At 66.5% G+C, this 20,853-nt stretch carries 35 protein-coding genes; 32 read left to right on the plus strand and 3 right to left on the minus strand.

What is annotated here, in order from left to right:
- Positions 1-966, plus strand: coding sequence for a LysR family transcriptional regulator (locus tag K1T34_RS12080; protein ID WP_220244354.1), 966 nt, complete (start codon positions 1-3; stop codon positions 964-966).
- Between the two features lie 53 nt (positions 967-1,019).
- Positions 1,020-1,508 carry a VOC family protein gene (locus K1T34_RS12085; RefSeq protein ID WP_220244355.1) on the plus strand — a complete coding sequence of 163 codons (489 nt, stop codon included), beginning with the start codon at positions 1,020-1,022 and terminating at the stop codon, positions 1,506-1,508.
- Positions 1,509-1,550: 42 nt separating this feature from the next.
- Here K1T34_RS12085 and K1T34_RS12090 read toward each other — a convergent pair whose 3' ends face one another.
- On the minus strand, positions 1,551-1,991 hold the full coding sequence (locus K1T34_RS12090) for a M15 family metallopeptidase (protein ID WP_370643685.1): 441 nt from the start codon (positions 1,989-1,991) through the stop codon (positions 1,551-1,553).
- Positions 1,992-2,106: 115 nt separating this feature from the next.
- Between K1T34_RS12090 and K1T34_RS12095 the strand changes: the two genes are divergently transcribed.
- The 7 genes from K1T34_RS12095 (at position 2,107) to K1T34_RS54680 (ending at position 7,734) form a co-directional block, all read left to right on the plus strand.
- Positions 2,107-2,337 (plus strand): hypothetical protein, encoded by a 231-nt coding sequence (locus K1T34_RS12095; protein WP_220244356.1) that lies wholly within the window; start codon positions 2,107-2,109, stop codon positions 2,335-2,337.
- 623 nt (positions 2,338-2,960) lie between these two features.
- The gene (locus tag K1T34_RS12100; RefSeq protein ID WP_220244357.1) at positions 2,961-4,145 is read left to right on the plus strand and encodes a restriction endonuclease; all 1,185 of its coding nucleotides are present in this window, start codon (positions 2,961-2,963) and stop codon (positions 4,143-4,145) included.
- A gap of 251 nt (positions 4,146-4,396) precedes the next feature.
- Entirely contained in the window at positions 4,397-5,089 is a 693-nt protein-coding gene (locus tag K1T34_RS12105; protein WP_220244358.1) for a hypothetical protein, read from the plus strand.
- Positions 5,090-5,439: 350 nt separating this feature from the next.
- On the plus strand, positions 5,440-5,637 hold the full coding sequence (locus tag K1T34_RS54675; RefSeq protein ID WP_220244359.1) for a hypothetical protein: 198 nt from the start codon (positions 5,440-5,442) through the stop codon (positions 5,635-5,637).
- Positions 5,638-5,918: 281 nt separating this feature from the next.
- Positions 5,919-6,428 (plus strand): TIR domain-containing protein, encoded by a 510-nt coding sequence (locus K1T34_RS12115; RefSeq protein ID WP_220244360.1) that lies wholly within the window; start codon positions 5,919-5,921, stop codon positions 6,426-6,428.
- 5 nt (positions 6,429-6,433) lie between these two features.
- The gene (locus tag K1T34_RS12120) at positions 6,434-7,300 is read left to right on the plus strand and encodes a macro domain-containing protein (protein ID WP_220244361.1); all 867 of its coding nucleotides are present in this window, start codon (positions 6,434-6,436) and stop codon (positions 7,298-7,300) included.
- Entirely contained in the window at positions 7,297-7,734 is a 438-nt protein-coding gene (locus tag K1T34_RS54680; protein ID WP_370643686.1) for an HIT family protein, read from the plus strand. The genes K1T34_RS12120 and K1T34_RS54680 overlap by 4 nt, the downstream gene beginning before the upstream one ends.
- 8 nt (positions 7,735-7,742) lie before the next feature.
- Here K1T34_RS54680 and K1T34_RS12130 read toward each other — a convergent pair whose 3' ends face one another.
- A complete protein-coding gene (locus K1T34_RS12130; protein WP_220244363.1) occupies positions 7,743-8,054 on the minus strand; it encodes a hypothetical protein in 312 nt (103 codons plus the stop codon).
- A 169-nt stretch (positions 8,055-8,223) separates the two neighbouring features.
- On the opposite strand from K1T34_RS12130, the gene K1T34_RS12135 reads away from it, so the two are divergent.
- The 3 genes from K1T34_RS12135 to K1T34_RS12145 all read left to right on the plus strand — a co-directional run bounded on the left by K1T34_RS12135 (position 8,224) and on the right by K1T34_RS12145 (position 10,942).
- A complete protein-coding gene (locus tag K1T34_RS12135; RefSeq protein ID WP_220244364.1) occupies positions 8,224-9,690 on the plus strand; it encodes a helix-turn-helix transcriptional regulator in 1,467 nt (488 codons plus the stop codon).
- A 4-nt stretch (positions 9,691-9,694) separates the two neighbouring features.
- Positions 9,695-10,633 carry an NAD-dependent epimerase/dehydratase family protein gene (locus K1T34_RS12140; protein WP_220244365.1) on the plus strand — a complete coding sequence of 313 codons (939 nt, stop codon included), beginning with the start codon at positions 9,695-9,697 and terminating at the stop codon, positions 10,631-10,633.
- A gap of 108 nt (positions 10,634-10,741) precedes the next feature.
- The gene (locus tag K1T34_RS12145; RefSeq protein ID WP_220244366.1) at positions 10,742-10,942 is read left to right on the plus strand and encodes a hypothetical protein; all 201 of its coding nucleotides are present in this window, start codon (positions 10,742-10,744) and stop codon (positions 10,940-10,942) included.
- Here the strand turns inward: K1T34_RS12145 and K1T34_RS12150 are convergent.
- The gene (locus tag K1T34_RS12150) at positions 10,939-11,289 is read right to left on the minus strand and encodes a GntR family transcriptional regulator (protein WP_220244367.1); all 351 of its coding nucleotides are present in this window, start codon (positions 11,287-11,289) and stop codon (positions 10,939-10,941) included. The two genes, K1T34_RS12145 and K1T34_RS12150, sit on opposite strands and share 4 nt — an antisense overlap.
- Before the next feature lie 115 nt (positions 11,290-11,404).
- On the opposite strand from K1T34_RS12150, the gene K1T34_RS12155 reads away from it, so the two are divergent.
- The 20 genes from K1T34_RS12155 to K1T34_RS54450 all read left to right on the plus strand — a co-directional run bounded on the left by K1T34_RS12155 (position 11,405) and on the right by K1T34_RS54450 (position 20,669).
- Positions 11,405-11,707, plus strand: coding sequence for a hypothetical protein (locus tag K1T34_RS12155; RefSeq protein WP_255638467.1), 303 nt, complete (start codon positions 11,405-11,407; stop codon positions 11,705-11,707).
- Entirely contained in the window at positions 11,707-11,943 is a 237-nt protein-coding gene (locus K1T34_RS12160) for a hypothetical protein (protein ID WP_220244368.1), read from the plus strand. Before K1T34_RS12155 ends, K1T34_RS12160 begins: the two co-directional genes overlap by 1 nt.
- Positions 11,944-12,046: 103 nt before the next feature.
- Positions 12,047-12,745, plus strand: coding sequence for a hypothetical protein (locus K1T34_RS12165; RefSeq protein ID WP_220244369.1), 699 nt, complete (start codon positions 12,047-12,049; stop codon positions 12,743-12,745).
- Positions 12,746-12,780: 35 nt separating this feature from the next.
- Positions 12,781-13,311 carry an NUDIX domain-containing protein gene (locus K1T34_RS12170; RefSeq protein ID WP_220244370.1) on the plus strand — a complete coding sequence of 177 codons (531 nt, stop codon included), beginning with the start codon at positions 12,781-12,783 and terminating at the stop codon, positions 13,309-13,311.
- A gap of 41 nt (positions 13,312-13,352) precedes the next feature.
- Positions 13,353-13,556, plus strand: a complete 204-nt coding sequence (locus tag K1T34_RS12175) for a hypothetical protein (protein ID WP_220244371.1) — start codon at positions 13,353-13,355, stop codon at positions 13,554-13,556.
- Between the two features lie 59 nt (positions 13,557-13,615).
- Positions 13,616-13,765, plus strand: a complete 150-nt coding sequence (locus tag K1T34_RS12180; protein ID WP_220244372.1) for a hypothetical protein — start codon at positions 13,616-13,618, stop codon at positions 13,763-13,765.
- A gap of 95 nt (positions 13,766-13,860) precedes the next feature.
- Entirely contained in the window at positions 13,861-14,085 is a 225-nt protein-coding gene (locus tag K1T34_RS12185) for a hypothetical protein (RefSeq protein WP_220244373.1), read from the plus strand.
- Complete coding sequence (locus tag K1T34_RS12190) at positions 14,079-14,483, plus strand: SsgA family sporulation/cell division regulator (protein WP_220244374.1); 405 nt, start codon at positions 14,079-14,081, stop codon at positions 14,481-14,483. The genes K1T34_RS12185 and K1T34_RS12190 overlap by 7 nt, the downstream gene beginning before the upstream one ends.
- A gap of 109 nt (positions 14,484-14,592) precedes the next feature.
- Positions 14,593-14,835 carry a hypothetical protein gene (locus tag K1T34_RS12195; RefSeq protein ID WP_220244375.1) on the plus strand — a complete coding sequence of 81 codons (243 nt, stop codon included), beginning with the start codon at positions 14,593-14,595 and terminating at the stop codon, positions 14,833-14,835.
- Between the two features lie 56 nt (positions 14,836-14,891).
- The gene (locus K1T34_RS12200; protein ID WP_220244376.1) at positions 14,892-15,056 is read left to right on the plus strand and encodes a hypothetical protein; all 165 of its coding nucleotides are present in this window, start codon (positions 14,892-14,894) and stop codon (positions 15,054-15,056) included.
- Complete coding sequence (locus K1T34_RS12205) at positions 15,056-15,199, plus strand: hypothetical protein (protein ID WP_220244377.1); 144 nt, start codon at positions 15,056-15,058, stop codon at positions 15,197-15,199. Before K1T34_RS12200 ends, K1T34_RS12205 begins: the two co-directional genes overlap by 1 nt.
- 100 nt (positions 15,200-15,299) lie before the next feature.
- Positions 15,300-15,491 carry a hypothetical protein gene (locus K1T34_RS12210; protein ID WP_220244378.1) on the plus strand — a complete coding sequence of 64 codons (192 nt, stop codon included), beginning with the start codon at positions 15,300-15,302 and terminating at the stop codon, positions 15,489-15,491.
- Between the two features lie 76 nt (positions 15,492-15,567).
- Positions 15,568-15,747, plus strand: a complete 180-nt coding sequence (locus K1T34_RS12215) for a hypothetical protein (protein WP_220244379.1) — start codon at positions 15,568-15,570, stop codon at positions 15,745-15,747.
- Positions 15,747-16,013 (plus strand): hypothetical protein, encoded by a 267-nt coding sequence (locus K1T34_RS12220; protein ID WP_220244380.1) that lies wholly within the window; start codon positions 15,747-15,749, stop codon positions 16,011-16,013. Before K1T34_RS12215 ends, K1T34_RS12220 begins: the two co-directional genes overlap by 1 nt.
- 2 nt (positions 16,014-16,015) lie before the next feature.
- Positions 16,016-16,192, plus strand: a complete 177-nt coding sequence (locus K1T34_RS12225; protein WP_220244381.1) for a hypothetical protein — start codon at positions 16,016-16,018, stop codon at positions 16,190-16,192.
- Positions 16,192-16,443: a hypothetical protein gene (locus tag K1T34_RS12230; RefSeq protein WP_220244382.1), complete on the plus strand. Its 252-nt coding sequence runs from the start codon at positions 16,192-16,194 to the stop codon at positions 16,441-16,443. The genes K1T34_RS12225 and K1T34_RS12230 overlap by 1 nt, the downstream gene beginning before the upstream one ends.
- Positions 16,436-16,783, plus strand: a complete 348-nt coding sequence (locus K1T34_RS12235; protein ID WP_220244383.1) for a hypothetical protein — start codon at positions 16,436-16,438, stop codon at positions 16,781-16,783. The genes K1T34_RS12230 and K1T34_RS12235 overlap by 8 nt, the downstream gene beginning before the upstream one ends.
- Positions 16,780-17,100: a conjugal transfer protein TraH gene (locus K1T34_RS12240; protein WP_220244384.1), complete on the plus strand. Its 321-nt coding sequence runs from the start codon at positions 16,780-16,782 to the stop codon at positions 17,098-17,100. The genes K1T34_RS12235 and K1T34_RS12240 overlap by 4 nt, the downstream gene beginning before the upstream one ends.
- Positions 17,097-18,332 carry a hypothetical protein gene (locus K1T34_RS12245; RefSeq protein WP_220244385.1) on the plus strand — a complete coding sequence of 412 codons (1,236 nt, stop codon included), beginning with the start codon at positions 17,097-17,099 and terminating at the stop codon, positions 18,330-18,332. The genes K1T34_RS12240 and K1T34_RS12245 overlap by 4 nt, the downstream gene beginning before the upstream one ends.
- Before the next feature lie 96 nt (positions 18,333-18,428).
- Entirely contained in the window at positions 18,429-20,669 is a 2,241-nt protein-coding gene (locus K1T34_RS54450) for an FtsK/SpoIIIE domain-containing protein (RefSeq protein ID WP_220244386.1), read from the plus strand.
- The last annotated feature ends 184 nt before the right edge of the window (positions 20,670-20,853 follow it).

A 20,853-nucleotide genomic window follows, 5' to 3' on the forward strand; every position in this document is an offset into this window, starting at 1 on the left:
ATGCGCCTGGAAATCCGGCACCTCGAACTCGTGGTCGCAATCGCCGAAGCCGGCAGCCTGCGCAGAGCCGCGGCCCGCCTGCACCTCACGCAGCCGGCGGTGACCACGCAGCTCAAACGGATCGAGCAGTTCCTCGGCGGGCCACTGTTCGTCCGTTCGGCCGAAGGCGTGCTGCCCACCCACACCGGCACCGAGCTGGTGCGCGACGCGCAAAAGGTGCTGCACAGCTTCGACGCCCTGCAACGCTCGGCGCGCCTCAACGCGCGACACGAAGCGGGCGCGCCCGTGCGCGTCGGCGGAATTCCGGCGCAGCAGTTCAGCCTGCTGGTGAACGCGTTGACGACCATGCTGCCCCGGCGCGACGTCACCAGCCGCACGATCCGCGAAACCACCGCGCTGACGGCATTACTGCGCTCGGGTGAGCTCGACGTCGCCGTGATGCGCGCGTTCCCCGGCTTCCCGCTGATCCCGCCCGACGGCGTCGAGTACCGCGTGCTGCTGCGGGAACCGTTTTTCATCGGCGTCGCGGACCACCACGCCTTGGCCGCGCGCGGCGAGGTCGCGCTGGCCGACCTGGCGGGCGAGAAGTGGGTGATGCCCGACCGTGACGACAGCGGGATGAACGAGTTCTTCGCCCGCACCTGCACGTCGGCCGGCTTCGACCAGCGCATCACGCACTTGACGAACGAGGCGCACGTCGCGTTCGCCCTCACCGCCGAGGGCCGCGCGATCTGCCTGCTCTACCCCATCGGCACCGACCGCACGGGCGTCTCGACGGTGTCGCTGACCGGCACCCCGCTCTACCGCGAGCTCGTCCTCGCGTGGCGCACCGACTCCCCGATCGCTTCACTGGTGGACGAGATGTGTGCCAAGATCGACGCCGGGTACCTCGCCCTGGTCGAGGACTCGCGGTTCTACCGGAAGTGGTGGCACGACGGCGGTTCCGCGTTCGCGCTGCCGCTGTGAAAATTGCCGCAGTGAAGTTGCCGCTGTGAAGTCGTCGCTGTGAAGGAGTCGCCATGCCGATCCGCGGTCTGAACCACGCCGTCCTCTGGGTCCGCGACGCCGCCCGCAGCAGCGCCTTCTACGTCGACGTCCTGGGTTTCCGCGCGGTGCACACCTCGGACCGCGCCGTCTTCCTCCAGGCCCCCGACTCCCACAACGACCACGACCTGGGCGTCTTCACCCTCCCGGACGCCACCGCGGCCCCTTCGGGTTCAGTCGGCCTCTACCACCTGGCGTGGGAAGTCCCCACCCTCGCGGACCTCCAGACCTACCTCGCCGCCCTCGCCACCGCGGGCGCCCTCGTCGGCTCCACCGACCACGGCACCACGAAAGCCCTCTACGCCAAGGACCCCGACGGCCTGGAGTTCGAGATCTGCTGGCTCGTGCCGCAGTCGCAGATCACCGACGCCGACCGCGCCCACAACGGCCCCCTGGACCTGGCCACGGACATCACTCGTTTCGGCGCTGACACGCCTGGCGAATCGGCCCGCATTCCTGCTTGAGGCTTGCCCAACTGTCCACTCAGGAAAGGCCCTGTCGCCGCCTCATCCGTGGATCCTCCGACGGATCCGCATACATTGGCGGACAACCACCCCAACGGCTTCCAGCCGCAGCTCGTAATGCCACGGCTCATCCCGATAGAACTGGCACAACCCATACCCCGCACCGTGCTCCGACAGCCACACCCGCGCCCCTGACGGACCGACGTCCACCGCACGCCCCGACACGTGGGCAGAAGTATCCGGAGTAGCCACCCATCGTGCCGCTTCCGCCGCCGAGCCATACCGCACCACGGCCTCCGCGAGCAGCCATTCCTGATACTCCGGCGACCGCCACCCACCGTTGACGAAGATCTCCCCACCCTCCGCAGCGGCATCGGTGGCGGCCCGACGCAACGCGGCGAGGATCGCCGGATCGAGATTAGGTTTGTCGGTTTCACAAAGGCCTCGACTGCGCCCCCTTTCACTCGGGGCGGGTCGCCCCACGCCACCGCCCCGTCACGACAAGGACCCCTGCGACGATGCAACCACGACCGCTGCACTCTGGAGCGTCCACAGACAGCCAGCCTCGTGCGGGCAACCTCCGCCACGACTTGGCAGCTTGGTCGATGTCAGCAATCGTCGGTACTGTCGCGGCGAAGTACGGATCCACAGCCCAGCCACAACGCATGCACGACGCCCCGGCTCGCACGACGCCTTCTTCCACAACCAGACCGACGCCGGCTCCATCCAGTTCGGCAGCGACAAACAAACCCTCATCGGGATCACAATCGGCTGCCACCTCATCGCCGCGACCAAGAACCTCGGCCACATCCCGCCAACGCCCACCTAACGCAACCACGCTGGGGGGTCCGGGGGGCGAAGCCCTCCCGGGCGGGGCCTGGGGGTTGCACCCCCAGAAAACACGCGGAACACAAAACGGCCCGCGCCCTCCGCGGGCGCGGGCCATCTATTGGGTGGAGCTGAGGGGAATCGAACCCCTGACCTTCTCGATGCGAACTATCAGCACGAAAGCCGTTGCTGGTCTTTGCCGAGGTCAGAGGGTCCTTGCTGGTCGATCGCGGACGCTGAGCGTCGGTGCGGTTGCTGTACTTCGTTGCTGTACAGCAGCCAACCAGCCGGGGGGAAGCAACGCGGGATCGGAAGCAGGCAGATGGGCGATCCGCACTGGTGACGACGGGTGCCCGGGGCAGGGATCGAGCCTGCGACACCCGCTTTTGTGGATCATGGTGGGCGATGTTCGGTGTTGGTGATCGATATGGGTCGCTGCCTGTACTGTTCGCAAAGGTAACCGAGCATCGCGGAGCAACTTTGGTGGTCGTCGGCCGTCGTTTGGCGAGGGTAAAGCGTGGGCAGGTGCGCGGCCCAGCGCACCGGGCTACAACCTGATCCCGCCTGTATGGGTCGTCGCACACTGATCGTTATCCTGCAACGGTGACATCTGGGGATGGAGTCGTGCCGTTCGAACAGCTCGCTGACGCTGACCTGATCGTCGATCAGGTGTACGACGGTGGGCAGAGCGGGACTATGGCCGATGACCCGCTTGCCCGCCTGCTGCCAGTGGGCAACCAGGGCGGGTTCCGTTACGCGGGTTCCCCGGCCAAGGGCACAGTGCGGCTTGGCGTCCTGTACACGACAGGCGGCGAGCCGGACTGGCCCGACACATTGGATCCTCAGACGGGACTCTTCACCTACTACGGTGACAACCGCAGCCCTGGTCACGAGCTTCACGACACGCGTCGCCGCGGCAACGTCCTGCTGCGGGATTCGTTCGACTGGAGCCACGAGTCAGCGGAGGCCCGCCGTCGCGTTCCGCCGTTCCTCCTGTTCGAGAAGTCTGCCCCTGGCCGACGGATCATGTTCCGCGGCTTGCTCGCGCCTGGCGGACCAGGCCTGTCTTCCGACGATGAGCTGCAGGCAATCTGGCGCAGCACCCGTGGGCAGCGGTTCCAGAACTATCGCGCTCGGTTCACCGTCCTCGACGTCTCCCGGATCGAGCGGCAGTGGATCATCGACGTGCTTGACGGACGCGCCACCGAGAGTCCCCACGTTCCTGCAGCTTGGGCAGCCTGGATCGACGGGCGGAAGTACTCGCCGATGCTTGCACCGTCGACGACGGTCGTCCGGACGCGGGCAGAGCAGACGCCGGCAGACCCGGCCGGGCTTGCAATCCTCGCTGAAATCCGCGAGGCGTTCCGCGGTCACGAACACGACTTCGAGTACTGCGCAGTCGAACTGTGGCGACTCATCGCACCTGCGACCGGCAGTTGCGAAGTCACACAGCGCAGCCGGGACGGAGGACGCGACGCCATTGGCGAGTACGTGATCGGCCCGTCTTCCGACCCAATCGCGATCGAGTTCGCGCTGGAAGCGAAGTGCTACAGCGACACCAACTCGGTCGGCGTCCGCGAGGTGTCGCGCCTGATCTCCAGGCTGCGGCACCGCCAGTTCGGCGTCTTCGTGACGACCTCGTACTTCCACTACCAGGCATACGGCGAGGTCCGCTCCGACGGACACCCGATCGCGCTGATCAGCGGACGAGACATCGTGGAGGCCCTTCGCGCGGCGGGCTACGCCGATCTGGCGTCGGTTCGGCGATGGCTCAAGCAATTTGGCCCAACGACGACAAGCGCACCTTGAACCGGCGTCCCCTTGAATCCTTCGCTCGCGCTGAGGTCAGGCCCGCTCGGCCGCGCGACGGGCCTGAACTGCAGAAACTTGGCCACCGTTGGTAGACCGGTCACCCACCTCGACGGTGCGATGTTGGACGAATGTCGCCCGCTCGAGTGAGGCGGCCAGTGCGCCGTACGTAACGCGATTGCGGCAGGCAGCGACTTTGATGAGCAGGTCTCACGCAATCTGAGACACCCCTGGCGCGAAAGGTTGGAGCTATGTCCGATGTTGAACCATCCGGCGAGCTGTCAGTTCCGGAGCCGTCGTGGGTCGACCGCGTACGAAAGCTGACGCTGGGAGCACTTGGCGCCATCCCCGTCGCTGGTTCCGCAGCGAGCGCAATTGTCGATATTGTTTGGCGGCCAGAAATTGAAAAGAGAACCGAAGAGTTTCTAAAGGCCCTCGTCGCAGAAATTGGCCTTCATGACAGCAGAATAGATGGCATTGAGAAATTGATAGTCCGCGATACGGCAATCTCTGCCGGAATTTCTGGAGCTCGCGCCGCCTCTCGCACGAGTGACCCCCAGAAGCTCCGCTACTTGGCGTCTGCCGTTACACGCGTGACGATCGACTCCTCGTGGGATGCCCAGGCCGACTTCGCAATGCTGCTGCTGCAGATAGCGGATGACCTGACTGTGACACACGTCCGCGTGCTAAGTTGGTTCAACTCAGCTGAGTGGCCAGGGATTCTTAAGGCAGTTCAGAATAAAGAAAAATCGATGGAGGATGCACTCCAAGAAGCATTTCCCGAAGATGACCCTCTGGCAATAAAGGGAATGATCGCTGACCTAGCGGCGAGAAGCCTGATCGTCATCCGTGGATCGTTCTTTGGATTGAGTACATTTAACCCGGAGTCGATAAGCGAGCTCGGGATCAAGTTCCTGGATTTCGTATCGGAACTGGACTCCTGACAAGTGGGTGGCCCCTTCGCCATCTCGTCGACCTGGCGCAGCCCGATCACGTCGTGTCAAGGGGGCACCTTCCTGCGGTCCGCAGCGTGCCGGCCGAGCTGCCCCTTGACGCGGCGTGATAGCCCTCCGGGAGGCCGGGGTGGCTTGACCCACTGCGACGTGGCCCGCCAACTACGGAGCCCCGTACTGACGCCTGACTCCGAAGAGCTGGGCAGCGTCGCCGCGCGGTGTCGCGCCGAGGCGAGCGGAGATGGCCGACCGCAGCACACGGGCAGACCGCAGCTGCACTGCCACATGTGAGCAGCTCGTGCGCCGGACCGTGCGGTTGCGGTGGCGGCAACGGTTGGGCCGTGCGCAAATCGGTGGCCTGCTCGGCACCCGCTTCCACCGTGCACTCGATACTGGTGTTTTGCCAGATCAACCGGCTTGCCCTATCGACCGCATCACCGGCGAGCCGCCGCGGCCACTACGAGCACGACCATCCCCGCTCACTGATCCATGTCGACTTCACCAAGTTCGGCAACATCCCCGACAGCGGCTGGCGCTAACGTCGGCAAGCAGCACGGCAAGCGCAACCGCACGCAGACCGCGCACCGCACCGGGCAACGCGACAGACATCGCGGCCCCAGAATGGGCACCGCCTACTCGTGGCTAGCGCAGTCATATGTTCAGCCCATTGAGCTCGATTTAAGATGAGCGTACGGTTAGTTCCCAAGATCGATTTACGAAACTATGCAGTTTTATGTGATCAAATTTCGGGCCGCCCACGTGCGCCACATGGATCAGTGTCGCGGTAGCCTTAGTGGCCGCTAACGAGAGGGGACCTGGGGTGAGCTACCGGAACAAGACTTACGTTGCGTTCGCAAGCGAGGACATCAAATACTACCGTCTCATGACTGCGTGGGAGGCTAACGAAAATATCGAATTCGACTTTTTTAATGCGCACGACCTCGCTCAGGCGCGCGACACTAGTCTGCCCGAAACAATTCGGCGCAGCCTACGACTTCGCCTTGCCAACACTAAACAGGTTGTCTTTCTTGGTAGCAGCAAAGGCAAGTCCAAAGCAGGTGACGGTGCGTCGTTCTTATTCTATGAAACTGAGGTAATCGCAAAGCTAGGTCTTCCAGTTGTCGTCGCAAATCTCGATGGAGACCGAACCATTGACCGCAACTTCATCCCGAATCGATTCTTGGACAGTGACTACTACACTGTTTCCGTATCGTTTTCGCCAAAAATTATTCAGCATGCTTTAGATCACTACGCGCCCAACTTCGCGGGTGCTAACAAGTCTGGTCCCCACTACTACAAGTCTGAAGTGTACGCGAAGCTTGGAATTTGACTAACGTGAGCATTGCTAGAGACTTCACCAAGCGACGCTTCTGGTCGCGGTTCTCAATTCAAACTCTTGCCTCAGTGGGCTTTTTTGCGATCTTTACCGGCGTAACGGATGCACTGTTCCCGGACGCACTTCCGCCTGTCGGAAAATTCCTCGCCGCCGCTGTTTCCGTGCTATCAATCGGCTATGGACTATTTCAATCGTGGCCACGCCCGGTTCAGCAGAGTTACAGTTCACCCAATACGGAAATCCACATTGTCGAAGGTGACCTCTTCGAGCAAGAAGGTAATGTCGTAGTCGGCATGACTAATACTTTCGACACCGAAATACCACATATTATTGACGAACGCGGCGTACAAGCCCAACTTCTAACACGAGTTTACCGCAATGACAGAGCTGCACTTGATCGCGCACTCGAAGCAGAACTAGATGCACATCCTGTAGTCCATCGATTCACCCCGGACGACCGCAAGCCCGGAAAACAGGATTCCTACTCCTTAGGCACGACGGTCACCGTCGCGCCGGCCATTCGAAAGCTGTACTTCTGCGTGGCTTACACTGAGATGAACAAGCGAAACGAAGCCCGAGGCAGCGTCGATGGCATTTGGCGAAGCCTCAATAACGTATGGGACGAGGTTCGCGCAAAAGGCAACGGCGACCCCCTTTCAATAGCCGTTATAGGTGGCGGCCAGGCGCGTATCTCCCAGTACTTCCCAGCCCAGGATTCCATACGATTTATCGCACTCTCATATATGTTCGCATCTCGAAAAGAGAAGGTCGCCAGTCGCTTGAACATCGTCGTTGAAAAGCGTGCGGTTCGCAATCTAGACATGCTCGAATTGCAAGCCTTCCTCAAGTCGCTAAGGCCGTCATGAGTACATCCATCCAAGTTCCCGAACTCAAACCATGCCCGTTCTGCGACTACTTGCGTGGAGCACGACCTTTCACCATCCTCACTAGGACGGCGCTAACAGCTACCCTGGTGACGAGAGAACAACGCGGCTTAGGTCATCTGCTAGTTATCCCTATTGAACATCGACAGACTCTTCTCGACATCAGATCGGACGAGGCTTCAGCCATAATGGCATCAGTTATCACTGCCGCACGAGCGATAACCGGCGCCTACCAGGCCGAAGGCATCGCCATATGGCAGAACAACGGAGTTCCCGCCCATCAGGCGATCCCACATGTCCACTTTCACATCGCAGGCACACTTCCCGATGGCGGCACGGAATGGGATGACGTCGAAGAGGCATCTCTTGCCGAGACAGAGGTAATCGCAGAAAAACTGCGACACTTCATGCAATAGTTCGTCATTCATTTGCCAATGATCAATTTCGATCGCTTCGCAGCTTTGACGAAACTAATCCGCCGCCGGGAATCTTGAATCAAAAAGGCAGCATCTCCGCCGCCCTGTCCGCGCGGCTCGTGGTGCTCGACCTCGCGCCGATGCACCTCGACGTACCCGAGCACCTCCCCCTTTATGGCCAGCTCGATCCGCCCGACTCGACCGGTGCCGTCGGCCGCCGCAGCGTCAGCTGCACCGGGAACGTGCGTGTATTTCCGCCGCCGCGCCCGTGAGGTTCCGGGCAGGCCCTCCCGCTCCGCCACATCAACAATATCGAACATATGATCGAATATAAGCACTGGCCGGGCGGGTTAAACACCCGCTGAGCAGCCTTCAGGCCACCCGCCCGTGCTTGGTGTTCGTTGACGCCGACGAGCCCTCCCCGCAAGTTACAGGGGAAGTGGCACAGTAAGTACAAGGCGAACCACGGAGCGGATGCGAGGAGACAGCGTGACCGACACTGCGCGAATTGGAGGATGGCTTCACGTGGCACAGTCTGTCGCGACTCCGCCTGATGGCTCCGATGCCGGCGAGGTGATCCGCTGGTACCGGCAGCAACACAACCTCACTCAGCAGGAAGCCGCTGACCTGCTGAGTACTACGCAGTCGTGGGTGTCCAAGGTCGAGAAGAGCAAGCTCGTTCCTGGCGTCGCCGAGCTGCGGTTGATCGCCAGCAAGCTGCACATTCCGCCGGAGCGCTTGGGTGTCCTACCCGACCGCTCGGCTGACGCCATCCCCAAGCCCGGACAGGTCAGCGAGGCCGGCGCGCCGCACGAGAGCCAAGAGCAATGGAAGTTCGTGCGACAAGAGTTGAATGCCAACCGTGCTGTGCTCGGTGACCTCGCCTCCGAGCTGTACCCCAAATCGCACGTCATCGCCGGCACGACCGTCCTCACACAGCCCGCTTGGCTGCCCTCCAGCCCGGTTGAGCTGACGGACGTGAAGTTGAACTGGCTCGCCGACTCGCCACCCAAGCCATCCATCACAGGCGGCATGGAGCAGACCAAGGGCGTTCGGCCGCTCGCCGCGGACGGTGAGCAGTTCAGGCTCTACTCTCGAGCCCTTCGAGACCTCGCACGGCCCAAGCTGTTGGACAACCGGGTCAGCTATCGCCTTCTCGACGTCGACTGGACGGGCGATCGAGGTCGATTCGGCTTCAACTACACGACCTATTTTGACGTGCTCGACGTGTGTGAACCGGCGGCGCACGAGTTTGCCGACGCCTGGCTTCGTGCGGGACGGAAGCGGCCCAGCCTTGCCCACCTACCGTTGCGCCGGCATATCGAGGACCCGTTCGACCTGCTGGCACGCCCGATGCTGCCCAGCATCAACACTCTGACCATCCGGCGCGACCCGATCGACGGGCACCGGATGTTCCTTCACCGCCGTGACGCCAAGGCCACGGCGGTCGCAGGTGGCATGTTTCACGTCATCCCCGCCGGCGTGTTCCAGCCGGCCGCCTTGGCGCCTGCGCACCAGTCGAACGACTTCTCGATGTGGCGCAACATCCAGCGCGAGTACTCCGAGGAATTCCTCGGCAACCCCGAGCACGATGGCAACTCTCTTGACCCGATCGACTACGACCAGGACGAACCGTTCCGCTCGTTCGCCGCTGCTCGCGCAGCCGGCGACTTCCGGGTCTTCGCCTGCGCAGTGGTGCTTGAACCGCTGACCCTTTGGGTGGAATTGCTGACCGTCGCCGTCATCGACGGCCCGGTGTTTGACCGGCTCTTCGCCAACATGGTCGCGGTCAACGAGGAAGGCGCTGTCGTCAGCACCGACGCGGCTCAGCCGACGGTCGGCATTCCCTTCAACACCGAAGCCCGGGAGCGGCTGAAGTCCGAACCGCTTTCGCCGATCTCGCGCGCTTGTATCGAGCTGGCCTGGCAGCACCGAAACACGTTGCTGGCAAGCTGAACACGTGCGCGTTCTCGTCACCGGCGCGGCCGGGTTCCTCGGACACGCCGTCGTCGCTGCCCTCGCCTACCGGGGGCACGAACCGGTGGCCTTCGTGCGCGACGCATCCACGGCGCCACGACAGGCAGCGGCGACGGCAGTCGGGAGCCTTGAGGACCCGGCAAGCCTCAGAGCCGCGGTCCACGGCGTCGACGGCGTGTGCCACCTCGCGGCCCGCGCGCGAGTGCGCGAGTCCCTAACCGATCCCGTGAGCTACTGGCGCACGAACGTCGGCGGCACGCTCAATTTGCTGGACGCTCTCACGGACCGAGAAACGCCGGCAAGTCTCGTCCTGGCGTCCACGGCGGCCGTCTACGGCACTCCAGAGACTCAGCCCATCAACGAGGATGCACCGATCGCTCCGACGAACCCGTACGGAGCGACCAAGGCGGCGGCCGACCTCGCAGCGGCAAACGTCGCGGCGACGGGACAGCTTGGAGCGATCAGCCTTCGCGCCTTCAACATCGCTGGCGCCGTTGACGGCTGCCACGATCGTGACCTCACCCGCTTGATCCCCAAGGTGCTCGCGGTCCAGGCCGGCCTCGCTGGTGAGTTGGGCCTCAACGGCGACGGGACGGCAGTCCGCGACTTCGTGCACGTGGCGGACATGGCCCACGCGTTCGTTCTCGCCGTCGAGGCATGCACCGCCGGCGAGTGGCGCGCCTACAACGTCGGCAGCGGCCGGGAGACGTCGATCAACGACGTTCTCACCGCGGCCGAGCAGGTCACCGGACGCCCCGTCCGGACCAAGCGGAATCCGCCAGCGAACGAACCGCGGGTGCTGCTCGCGGACAGTCGGCGCATCCGCGACGAGTTGGGTTGGCAAGCCTTGAACTCAGATTTGTTGCGGATTCTTTCGGATGGCTGGAACGCTCTGACCAGCACGTATGCCGCCCCGGAATAGTCCTTTACGGAATAGCGTGGACGCGACTGTAGATCGCCTACCAACGCAGCCATCTTTGCGGTGTTCTTAATGCATCACAGCGAACAAGAACACCGAGGAGAGATAGAGATGGCTAAGAACCCCTTCAGCCTCAAGACCGGCGGCGGGATCCTCAAGAAGGTGGCCGGGGTGGTGATCGTCCTCGCCGCACTCGCCCTGGTGATCAACCACCCGCACGACGCGGCAGGCATGGTCACCTCCGCCACCGACAAGGGCGGCGGCATCATCGACAGCGTCGCGAAGTTCTTCCGAGACTTGAGCAATGGCTAGCTGCGCGCCGCCCTGAGGTCATCGACGGACTTTCGGAGCGAGGCTACCTCGGCCTGTAGGTCTTTGACCTGCGCGGACAGCTCGGGCAAAGACGGCGCTGGCTCCACGGTGTCCGGGATGGAAGCAGCCACGAACGTGCCGACCGGCGCACGCGAGTTGACCCAGCCGCGCTCGCGCAGCAGTCCTAGAGCCTTTTGTAGCGTTGCGATCGCGACCTCGTACCGCTCGGCCAGGTCTCGCTGATTCGGCAGCTTCGCCCCCAACGCGTAGGTGCCGGATCGGATCTCCTCGGCGATCTTCTCGGCTACCTGCTCGAACGGCGCCTGAAGTCGGGGTTCTGCCTCCATAGCCGCCCATATTAGCGAGACAAACCACCATGGCCTAGTTCACTCGAACGGCCGATAGTAAGTACAGACTAGTACGTACTAGTTTGTAATGACTGACGATGAACGGAGACGAACAATGAGGAACGCACACCAGACCCGCCGCCAGGCCGAGATGGCCGCGGCTGACCTGGACTTCGACTACTTCGAGGACACGATCGGAGTGGCCGGCGACAGGCTCGCGGTGGACACCCTCGACGGCGTGACCGAGCTGGCCGACCTGTTCGCGGAGATCGCGGAAATCGACGCGGCGCTGGCCGAGCTGGATGGCCCGGTGGCGCCGGTAGTGCCGCTGTTCGAGCAGAACGTGATCGTCGGCGGCAAGGTCGCCCAGGGCAAGACCGCCGCGATGCTCGCCCTGCTCTTCGGTGAGGTGGCGTGATGGCTGACCGCCTGTTCCTCCCGGCCCAGTTCTCCCCGCTGGCAGCCACGATGCCGCCCGCGTCGGCAGCTCCGGCCACCCGGTGGGAATGGCTGGACCGCACACACAACGACTTGCGCCGGCTGTTCAGTGGCCCGCACGGGCTGGTGGCGATGCGGCTCGCCAAGGTGATCGGCCAGGCCCGCGGCGCCGCGCTCGACGAGATCAAGACCAGCACCAGCGCTTCGGCCGCCTGAGGCCTTCCGCGCACCTCGTTTGCGCACTTTTCCGCAATTTCCGAATTCCCGCACGGGGGCCGCCATGCCTTCTGCCGGTTCGGCCCGCTCGAAAGGACCGCTCATGACCAGCACCCTGACCGCCGCGATCTCGGGCCGCTTCCGCGACCTGGCGGACACCCTGACCCGCAACGCCACGATCCTGGCCACCGCCGGGCTGCCGGACACCGTCGTGTCGGTCCGGGCGGAGGTCTACCGCGACGTCGCGGCCCAGCTGCACCTGCTGGCCGAGGCCGAGAGCGGCGAGGGCAATCCGCTCGTCGTGGTGCAGACCGACACCGACGCCGCGATCGCGGTGGCCCGCCGCCTGGAGCAGCTGGCCGGCCAGCTGACCCGCAACGCCCGCCTGCTCACGACCCGCACCACCGACCCGGTGATGCACCGCCGCGCCCGGGTCTACCGCGACGTGGCCGCCACGGCCCGCCTGTGGGCCGAGGACGAAGCCGCCCACGCTGCGGCCCGCACGCGGCACACCAGCCGGCCGCCGCTCTCGACCGTGCTGGCGGGACCAAATCCGCTCACCGAGCAGGCCGCCACCCGGGCGCCGCGAGTGCGGCCGGCCTTCCTGGACGCCCTGGTCGACGCGATCGCCACGCGGCGGCGCCAGGGCTGGTCGGTGGCGCGGCTGACGCTGTGGCTGCGCACCACTCTGCGGGACCCGCAGACCGACGCGATCCACCCCTGTGCCGAGCGCAGTTTCGTCTCCTACGTCGCTGAGCTGCTCACCCAGACCCCCGCGGGCCGTGACCTGCGGGCTGCCTGAACCACCCCTGAAAACCCCTCCCGAAAGGATTTTCGATGTCGCTGATCGGTTCGATGACCGCGAAGCTCGCCGCCCGTCTCGACGACCGGGCCCCGGTGTTCTACGCCGCCGACATGGCCGCCTTCACCCAGCGGGACGGGGTCTGGCACGTGCTGGTGATCCAGCGCGGCTGGAACCCGAACAAGGGCAAGCTCGCCCTGCCCGGCGGGCACGTCGACCGCGACGAAACGTCCCGTGACGCGGCGGCGCGGGAGCTGGCCGAGGAAACCGGGATCCAGGTGCCGGAGGGTTCGTTCGTCGCCCAGGTCGGGGTGTTCGACGAACCGGGCCGCGACGCTCGCGGCCGGTACGTGTCGGTGGCCTACGGCGTGATCCTGAACGACGCCCCGGACCCCGTCGCCGCCGACGATGCCGCCGCGGCCGAGTGGATGCCGCTCCACATGGCCACCCGCGTCGCCGACAAGGGCGGCTTCGCGTTCGACCACCACCGCATCCTCGCCCGGGCGGTCCGCCTTTACCGCGAGCTGGAGCCGTCTTGGCCGCACGCCGACGAAGACGCCCGCTGAACCCCGATCCCCAGCACCCACACCGAAAGGACCACCACCCGATGAACGCGACCCTGATCACCCAGGCCAGCCGCAAGCTCGGATGCCGCGAGCTGCTCGCCGAAGCCGTCGTGCTGGCCGTGATCGACAAGAGCGACGCCGGCGAGACCGTCCCGGCCATCGTCGACTGGCTCGACTACACGCTCGGCGCGACCAACCCGGCCGCGAACCCCGAGTTCGTCGAGTGGGTGATCACGAACAAGTAGCCCGCCACCCCGACCCCGCAGGTACGTCCCCACCGTCCACACAGGAGAGAGGAACCCGCATGGCCAAGAAGGACCACAAGGTCACGATCTCGCGAGTCGGCCGTCCGAAGGAAACCCGGATGGTCACCGAGCAGGAAGCGAACACCCTGGAGACGCTGCCGTTCCGCGACCCGAAGGTCATCTCCGTCACGGTCACTCCCCCACGCTGAGCTCGCCCCGCCCGGCGGCCTATTCCGCCAAGAACACTCCGCCGGGCCGGGGTGACCCCCCTGCCATCACACGAATGCAGAACAGGAGAACCGTCTTGGTACGCAAGATCGTCCAAACCAAAATCGCCCAGCTGAAAGACGAGTGGGCCGCCTCCGGCGCCGAGGCCGACGCGCTGGTGCGCGACATGAAGAACTGGACCGGTACCGGTGTGTGGGTCTGGGGCGAGGACGCCCTGCCGTGCATGGTCAAGGGCTGCATCCGCGCCCCGAAACGCGACGGTCACTGCCGCAAGCACGTCAGGGAGGCGGCGGGATGCTGAACGTGTTCATGACCGCCCACCTGCTCGACCCCGTCAACCGGTGCGTGGTCGGGCCTGAGCTGCGGGTGTGTTTCCGCTACGACCCGGCCGACCCGTACGCGGTGCAGCTGAACGTCACCGACTCCGGCGGCCGGCGGATCCGGTGGCTGTTCAGCCGCGGCCTGCTCGCCGACGGCCTCGCCGGCGGCGCCGGTCACGGCGACGTCCGGATCACCGCCTTCGCCGACACCGTCGAGATCGTCCTGTCCTCCCCGGACGGCATGGCACGGCTGGAGTTCTCCCGTGCTGACCTCGAACGCGGCCTCGACGAGACCGAAACCCTCGTGCCCACCGGCACCGAAGCCGCCGCGTTCGACTGGGACCACGAGATCGCTCTGCTCGGCCGGGACGCCGCCTGACCCATCCCCACCCCAGGACTGCCGGGGCGATCCCGCCGACCTCGACGTCCGGGGTCGTCCCGGTGCACCGCCAGCAAGCCCGTCAACCACAACGAAGGGACATGCACCGATGAGCTACGGAGACTGGCAGAAGCGCGAGCTTCAGCGCTGGATCAAGGACGGCGACGACCTCGCCGCCAAGGCCCGCAAGCTCGGTTCTCACGGCAAGACGCTCGCGGCCCTGCGGAAGACCGCCGTGGCCGCCTTCGACCAGGAGGTCCTCCAGGGCAAGGACGGCGACTTCCGTTACGTCAAGGACCTCATCGTCACCTACCACAGCGCCGCCATCGACGAATGGAACGCCCTGCGCTGACGATCGACCCGCCTGAGCCGCAACCGGAAAACCCGACCACAGAAGGAGAACACATCATGCGACGCTCCCGCGAGGCTGACAACCGCAAGCGCATCGACCCCGCCCTGAACGGGATCACGACGATGGGGCGATGCATCGCGTGCCGACGCCGCACCAGCATGAACACCAACCTCTGCAACCGGCCCGCGTGCGCCAAGGCGGTCGCGGCGGTGATGGACTAATGAGCGCCTGCAAGCACACCGCGTTCATCGCGAAGCTGCGCCACGGCTGGGTCCACAAGACCTGCCGCGACTGCACGCACTCCTGGTCCGAGGCCATGCCACGGCGCGAATCGCGCAAGCCGCTCACCGCGGCCAAGCGCTGAGGACCCCGGCCCGGTGGCCCACGCCTCGCGAGCACGTCCCACCGGGCCGGGGTCTGACCCCGCTCTCCCAGCACTCACGTACCCGGAAAGGGGAAACCTCATGGTACCGGCCCCACCCGCACCGAGCCCGGCGGCGACCGGCCGCCCGGACCGCCAGCCGGCCGAGCCCGTCGGCGCCTTCCACACCGACGCCACCACACCACCGCGCAAGCCCGGCGCCTGCCGCTGCATCACCCACTGCCGCAAGCCCGCCGCCGCCAACTGCCACCTGCGCAGCACGGCCGCCTCATAAGCCGCGAGGAGGCCGCGTCGATCGACGCGGCCCGCGCCCACTGAACCCCACGAACCGTCCGGAAAGGACACCCACGATGAAGCTGCCCAAGGTCAAGCCCGGCGACCAGGTCGCCATCGGCACCCTCAACCCCGACGGCACCCGCGGCCCGCTCTCCTGCACCGTCACCATCGGGCCCAGCCGACGCATCCCCGCCGCCCACGGCATCGGCGAGACCACCTACGTGATCTCCGTCAACGGCAAGGCGGTCCGCTGATGACCGAGCCCACCAAACCCCCGGAAAAGGTCACGCTGCGCTGGGAGGACTACGTCCAGCGCGTGGACGAGGCCAACGCGCGTGGCTACGCCTACGGCCGCCAGGACCAGCGGTGGGCCGCCCGCGGCGTCCTGATCCACTCCTCCGATTTCGCCAATCGAGCTATCGCGGATGGCATCGCCGTCGGCGACTTCGACCGGCTGTGGGCGCAGATGCAGCGCGAGGCCAGCGCCCACCTGACTGACCCGACCAGCGAGGAGTGCTGACCATGTCCAAGACGACGCGCCGCCACCCCGGCGGCGAGGCGGGCACCCCGGCCGAGGTCGTGCTGAGCATCGACGCCGACTGCCCCGAGTGCGGTTGGCCGGAGCGCACGTTCACGTTGCCTCAGGCCGTGTTCGGCTGTCCGCAGTGCGCGTACACGAGCACCGAGCGAGGTGCGTGATGAACGTGTTCGAAGTCCTGGAGCGCAAGGGAACGCTCGTGCTGCTCGGGTTTCTGGCCGCGCTGCTCGGGTTCGTGGTGCTGCACCTGATCCGAATTCCGCTGGTGCTGCTCGCGGCGATCCTGGCCGGCGTGATGGCCCGGCTCAACACCAGCCTGCAGCGCCTGGCGACCGAGCCGGCGCGCGGCCCGGTGAACCAGTTCTTCCCCCCGAACTTCCCCGTGACCCGAAAGGAGCCCGCCCATGCCTGAGCTCACCATGCCCGGCCCGGCCACCCGTGAGGACGCCGTCGGCGCGCTGCAGCTGGCCCGCGCCGACGCACACCGCACGGCGCTGACGATGCTGGCGGGCAACCTGCTCGTGATCGCCGTCATCGTCGTGGTCTGCGTGCTGGTCAGCCGTTCCTGGATGCCGCCCTGGTGGGGCTGGGGCCTGATCGGCCTCTACGGCGCCGGCGCCCTGGAAGGCGGGCACGACCTCGCCGCGATCGTGACCGGGCGGATGACGTTCGACACCCGCCTCGACGACGGCACCACGGTGCACCTCTGCGGTCGCCGCCACTGCCCGCACTACCCGGAGGTGACGCCATGACCGAGCAGCACCCGTGCCGCACCCGGACCGAGAAGGCTCTGGTGTGGACGGTCGGACGCTTCGGCGAGCTCGCCGCGGTGGGCGCGCCGGTCGTGATCGGCGCGTTCACCACCAGCTGGCTCGACCTGCTCTCCGCCGCGATCGCCGCAGTCTGGGCCGCGCACGAGATCCGCCTGCACCGCGCGACCCGGCAGGCGCGCACCACGCTCGCCACGGCACCCGAGCCGCGGCAGCTGCACACCATCCCCGCCACCTCGGCCGAGCAGGCCGGGCCTGGCGGAACCGAGTCGAGTGGCCGAAGGGAGGCCAAGGCATGAGCTACTTCACCGAGCGCCGCGACGCGGCGCGCGAGGACAAGCGCCTGCAGCTGGAACACCAGCGGGAGCTGACCCGGCTGCAGGCCGAGGAGAATCGGGTCTCGGCTGCAGAGGCCCGCCGCGACGCCGCGCAGGCACGCGGCCGCCGCACCGAGGCGCTGGCGCGGGCGGCCCGTTGGTGCGGGGCGCACGTGGTGGATCTGCTGATCTACCCGCTGATGCTGGTATCGGCCGCGATCACCATCCCGGGCGTGGCCGAGTACGGCCGGGCGCACCTGGGCGGGGAGGTCGGTGGCCTGCTGCCGATCCTCTCGGAATGGGGCATGATCGCGTTCTCCGTGGCCCTGCACGTCTCCCGGATCAAGTACCCCGACCGCCCGGTGTGGGCGCTGCAGCTGGGGCTGTGGGTGTTCGCGGGCTACGGGTTCACCATCAGCGTCCTGCGCGGTGTCGGCGCGCCCGGCGGCGGGCTCGACATCGGGGTCGTGATGGGCCTGGTGTCGGTGGCCGGGGTGATCGCGCACCAGATGGTGTCGGCCGCCCCGCGCCGCTCAGGGGCCGAACGCGCCGCCCGCCGCACTGCGCGGGCCGAGCAGAAAGCCGGCCGGGCAGCCGAGCGGACCCGCCGCGCGGCGACCGAGCGGGTCGAGACGGCCCGGCGGGCGGCGATCAAGTCCGCGGTCGCCGAAGTCGACCAGGACGGCACCGCGCGGCTGGTGTTCGCCCCGGGCCGCTACGCGCTGCGCGGCGGCAAGCTGCACCCGGCCGCCGTGGCGGGGCTGCCGGTCCCCGACCCGACGCCGCTCGGGGACTCGGTCGCCGACGAGGCAACCGCCTACCTGGCCGGCCTGCACTACCGCCGCCTGGACTCGACCACAGCGACCGGACCCGCTCCGGACGCGGACGGGGCCGGGGTCGGCACGCTGGACCCGCCGCCACCCGCTGACGCGCCGCGCGCCGACGACGCCGGCGACCCGCCCGCGAACCCCAAGCGCCCGTCCCCGGCCCGCCGCGTGGGCGGACGCAAGACGGTCCGCTCGACCATCCCCGAGCCGAAACGACGCGGGCTCGACGAGCTGCGCGAGGAGTTCAAGGCGCTGCTCCAGAACCCGCCCCAGGGCTTCCGCCCGGCCGTGATCGGGGACATCCGCAAGACGCTGCGCTGCGGCCAGAAGTACGCCGTGGCGCTGTGCAACGAGTACAGGGCTGCGCCCCACGAGTTCATCGACTAAACCCACCCGGGTCCGGGCAGGGTCGTTCACCCTGCCCACCGGGCAGACGGTGCCGACCCTGCCCGGACCTGCACGAGTACACCGCAGGAGGACCCCATGGCACCCATCGACCACGACGACGAAACCACCACCGACACCACCCCCACAGCGACCGTCGAGTCCACCGGTGAGCTGGCCACCGTCCACCCCCTGCGCACGGTCGAGTCCACCGGCCCGGCCATCGTGGGCAAGCTCGTCTCCGACGAGGAGTGGGCGTTGCTCACCTCCCCGCGGGCGCAGGCCGCGTGGCGCTACCGGCAGTACCGCGACAACGCGGTCACCGTCGCCCGGGTCACCCGCACTGCGGTCACCCACGACGCGACGAAGACGTCGCTGCGGTTCGTCGGCCGGCACGCCTCCTACACGATCGGCGGCGGCCTGATCGTGGCGAAGCGGGTGTGGGAGGCGAAGACGAACTCCCGCTACGAGCGGCTGATGCGCTCGGCCGAAACCACAGGCAACACCGACGAGCTGCACTACTGGGAAGAGCGCGCGGAGCTGGCCAAGGAGAAGCGCCACCAGCGGGCGATGGACTGGCTGGAGGCGCCGAAGCGGGTCGCGAAGGGCATGGGGATCGTGCTGCTGGTCGCGATCGTGATCCTGTTCGGGATCGGCTGCATGCTGGGCATCGCGTTCAAGGACTGGGGAATGGTTGTCTCCCCGTTCACCGCGGTCACCGACGTGGTCCGTTGGATCGCGATCGCGATTTCCGTGGCGTGGGGTCCATTCCTGCTCGGTGCGCCGTGGCTCGCCGCGGTCGTGCTGCACCACATCGGGCGCAAGGCCGAGGCCCACCCGTCGTGGCTGGCCCCGGCCGGCGGGACCGGGTCGGACGCAAACGTGCTGGTCACGGCCGATGGGATCGTGACCGCGTTGCGGCACTTGAACATTCCCGCGCTCAAGGCCGCACTGAAGGAGGGCTGGGTACCGCGCTTCGAGCTCACCCCGACCCGCGAGGGTTCAGGGGCGTTCAAGGGCTACCGGGCGATCGTGGACTTGCCGATGGGCGTGACCCCGACGATGGTCGCCGACAAGCGCGACGTGCTGGCGAAGAACCTCAACCGCAACGCGGTCGAGGTGTGGGCCTCGGACTACGGCCAGGAGAAGGGCGGCAAGGCCGGCTACCTCAACCTCTACGTCGCCGACTCCGGCGTCATGGACAAGCCGACCCCGCCGTATCCGCTGCTCAGCGAGGGTATGGCCGACGTGTTCGAGGGTGTCCCGATCGGCATCACCCAGCGCGGCGACATCGTGTTCATGCCGATCAACGGGTCGAACGCGGTGTTCGGTGGCCGGCCGGGACAGGGCAAGTCCAACGCCCTGCGGGTGATGGTGCTCGGGGTCTCGCTGGACCCATTGGCCGAGATCCGGGTGCACGTGTTCGCGCTCAACGGTGACTTCGACGCGTACGCACCGCGGCTGTCGATGTATCAGAAGGGAGCCAACCCCGAGCACGCCGCACTGGCCGTCGAGCACCTGGAGCAGCTGTATGCCGAGGTCGAACGGCGTGAGGGGCGCCTGGCCGAGCTGGGCGCTAAGAAGCTCACCCGCCAGATCTCGGAGCAGCACGAGGACATGCGCCCGCTGCTCGTGGCGTTCTCCGAGTGCCATGAGCTCTTCGGCAACGCTGAGCACGGCAAAACTGCCGCTGACCTGGCAGTTCAGGTGGTGAAGCGGGGTCGTAAGACGGGCGTGAGCACCGTGTTCGACACGCAGTCGTCGCGGGCGGACGCGATCCCGTCGCAGCTGGTGGAGAACGTCGGCGCGAACGGCTGTTTCTCGGTGAAGACCTGGCGTTCCAACGACGGTTTCCTCGGTGACGGCAGCTTCGCGGCCGGGATCCGGGCCACGGAGCTGCGGTTCAACGTCGACCGCGGCACCATGGTCGCCACCGGTATGACCGAGGAGCTGTTCGAGATCGTGCGGACGTTCTTCGTCGAGGTCGACGACGACCGCGGCTGGGATCAGGCCACCGAGGTTATCGAACGGGCAATGGCCCAGCTCAAGCCCGGTACCGCCGTGGCCGACGCCCGCCCGGCCGCCCAGATCGAAGCGCCGCGCGACCTGCTCGACGACGTGCTCGACGTGCTGGGCGACGAGGACAAGGTGGCTGCCACCGACGTGGCCGCCCGCCTGCGGGAACTCGCCCCCGGCCACCGGCCCTACCAGGGCCTCACCGCCGAGAAACTCGCCGACGCACTCAAGGGTGAGGGCGTGAAGGTCACCAAGGTCAGCGTCCTCACGGTGTTCACGGAGCGTGTTCGCGCCGCGATCGCCAAGCGGGACGCCGACGCGTAGGGAGGGAACCCGCCCGCGATCCCCGAACCCCGCCCACAGCGGGCCGGGGACCACGGCGCTCCCTCGCTTCCCTCGTTCCCTTCCCGATCATCGTCGCTGATCAGACATAGGGAGCCCTCTGAGGCGGCCGGGAAGGGGATTTTCCCTTCCCGACCCCGGATTCCCTCGCCCGCTCCCTGCCGAT

Source organism: Amycolatopsis sp. DSM 110486, from assembly GCF_019468465.1.
Lineage (GTDB): Bacteria > Actinomycetota > Actinomycetes > Mycobacteriales > Pseudonocardiaceae > Amycolatopsis.

Coding starts and splice junctions, on each gene's coding strand:
- K1T34_RS12230 (WP_220244382.1), top strand. CDS start 16,192: ATGAACGTGTTCGAAGTCCTGGAGCGCAAGGGAACGCTCGTGCTGCTC.
- K1T34_RS54680 (WP_370643686.1), top strand. CDS start 7,297: ATGAGTACATCCATCCAAGTTCCCGAACTCAAACCATGCCCGTTCTGC.
- K1T34_RS12225 (WP_220244381.1), top strand. CDS start 16,016: ATGTCCAAGACGACGCGCCGCCACCCCGGCGGCGAGGCGGGCACCCCG.
- K1T34_RS12145 (WP_220244366.1), top strand. CDS start 10,742: ATGGCTAAGAACCCCTTCAGCCTCAAGACCGGCGGCGGGATCCTCAAG.
- K1T34_RS12190 (WP_220244374.1), top strand. CDS start 14,079: ATGCTGAACGTGTTCATGACCGCCCACCTGCTCGACCCCGTCAACCGG.
- K1T34_RS12235 (WP_220244383.1), top strand. CDS start 16,436: ATGCCTGAGCTCACCATGCCCGGCCCGGCCACCCGTGAGGACGCCGTC.
- K1T34_RS12210 (WP_220244378.1), top strand. CDS start 15,300: ATGGTACCGGCCCCACCCGCACCGAGCCCGGCGGCGACCGGCCGCCCG.
- K1T34_RS12195 (WP_220244375.1), top strand. CDS start 14,593: ATGAGCTACGGAGACTGGCAGAAGCGCGAGCTTCAGCGCTGGATCAAG.
- K1T34_RS12245 (WP_220244385.1), top strand. CDS start 17,097: ATGAGCTACTTCACCGAGCGCCGCGACGCGGCGCGCGAGGACAAGCGC.
- K1T34_RS12130 (WP_220244363.1), bottom strand. CDS start 8,054: ATGTTCGATATTGTTGATGTGGCGGAGCGGGAGGGCCTGCCCGGAACC.
- K1T34_RS12105 (WP_220244358.1), top strand. CDS start 4,397: ATGTCCGATGTTGAACCATCCGGCGAGCTGTCAGTTCCGGAGCCGTCG.
- K1T34_RS12240 (WP_220244384.1), top strand. CDS start 16,780: ATGACCGAGCAGCACCCGTGCCGCACCCGGACCGAGAAGGCTCTGGTG.
- K1T34_RS12170 (WP_220244370.1), top strand. CDS start 12,781: ATGTCGCTGATCGGTTCGATGACCGCGAAGCTCGCCGCCCGTCTCGAC.
- K1T34_RS12150 (WP_220244367.1), bottom strand. CDS start 11,289: ATGGAGGCAGAACCCCGACTTCAGGCGCCGTTCGAGCAGGTAGCCGAG.
- K1T34_RS12085 (WP_220244355.1), top strand. CDS start 1,020: ATGCCGATCCGCGGTCTGAACCACGCCGTCCTCTGGGTCCGCGACGCC.
- K1T34_RS12205 (WP_220244377.1), top strand. CDS start 15,056: ATGAGCGCCTGCAAGCACACCGCGTTCATCGCGAAGCTGCGCCACGGC.
- K1T34_RS12220 (WP_220244380.1), top strand. CDS start 15,747: ATGACCGAGCCCACCAAACCCCCGGAAAAGGTCACGCTGCGCTGGGAG.
- K1T34_RS12165 (WP_220244369.1), top strand. CDS start 12,047: ATGACCAGCACCCTGACCGCCGCGATCTCGGGCCGCTTCCGCGACCTG.
- K1T34_RS12160 (WP_220244368.1), top strand. CDS start 11,707: ATGGCTGACCGCCTGTTCCTCCCGGCCCAGTTCTCCCCGCTGGCAGCC.
- K1T34_RS12180 (WP_220244372.1), top strand. CDS start 13,616: ATGGCCAAGAAGGACCACAAGGTCACGATCTCGCGAGTCGGCCGTCCG.
- K1T34_RS54450 (WP_220244386.1), top strand. CDS start 18,429: ATGGCACCCATCGACCACGACGACGAAACCACCACCGACACCACCCCC.
- K1T34_RS12215 (WP_220244379.1), top strand. CDS start 15,568: ATGAAGCTGCCCAAGGTCAAGCCCGGCGACCAGGTCGCCATCGGCACC.
- K1T34_RS12155 (WP_255638467.1), top strand. CDS start 11,405: ATGAGGAACGCACACCAGACCCGCCGCCAGGCCGAGATGGCCGCGGCT.
- K1T34_RS12175 (WP_220244371.1), top strand. CDS start 13,353: ATGAACGCGACCCTGATCACCCAGGCCAGCCGCAAGCTCGGATGCCGC.
- K1T34_RS12080 (WP_220244354.1), top strand. CDS start 1: ATGCGCCTGGAAATCCGGCACCTCGAACTCGTGGTCGCAATCGCCGAA.
- K1T34_RS12200 (WP_220244376.1), top strand. CDS start 14,892: ATGCGACGCTCCCGCGAGGCTGACAACCGCAAGCGCATCGACCCCGCC.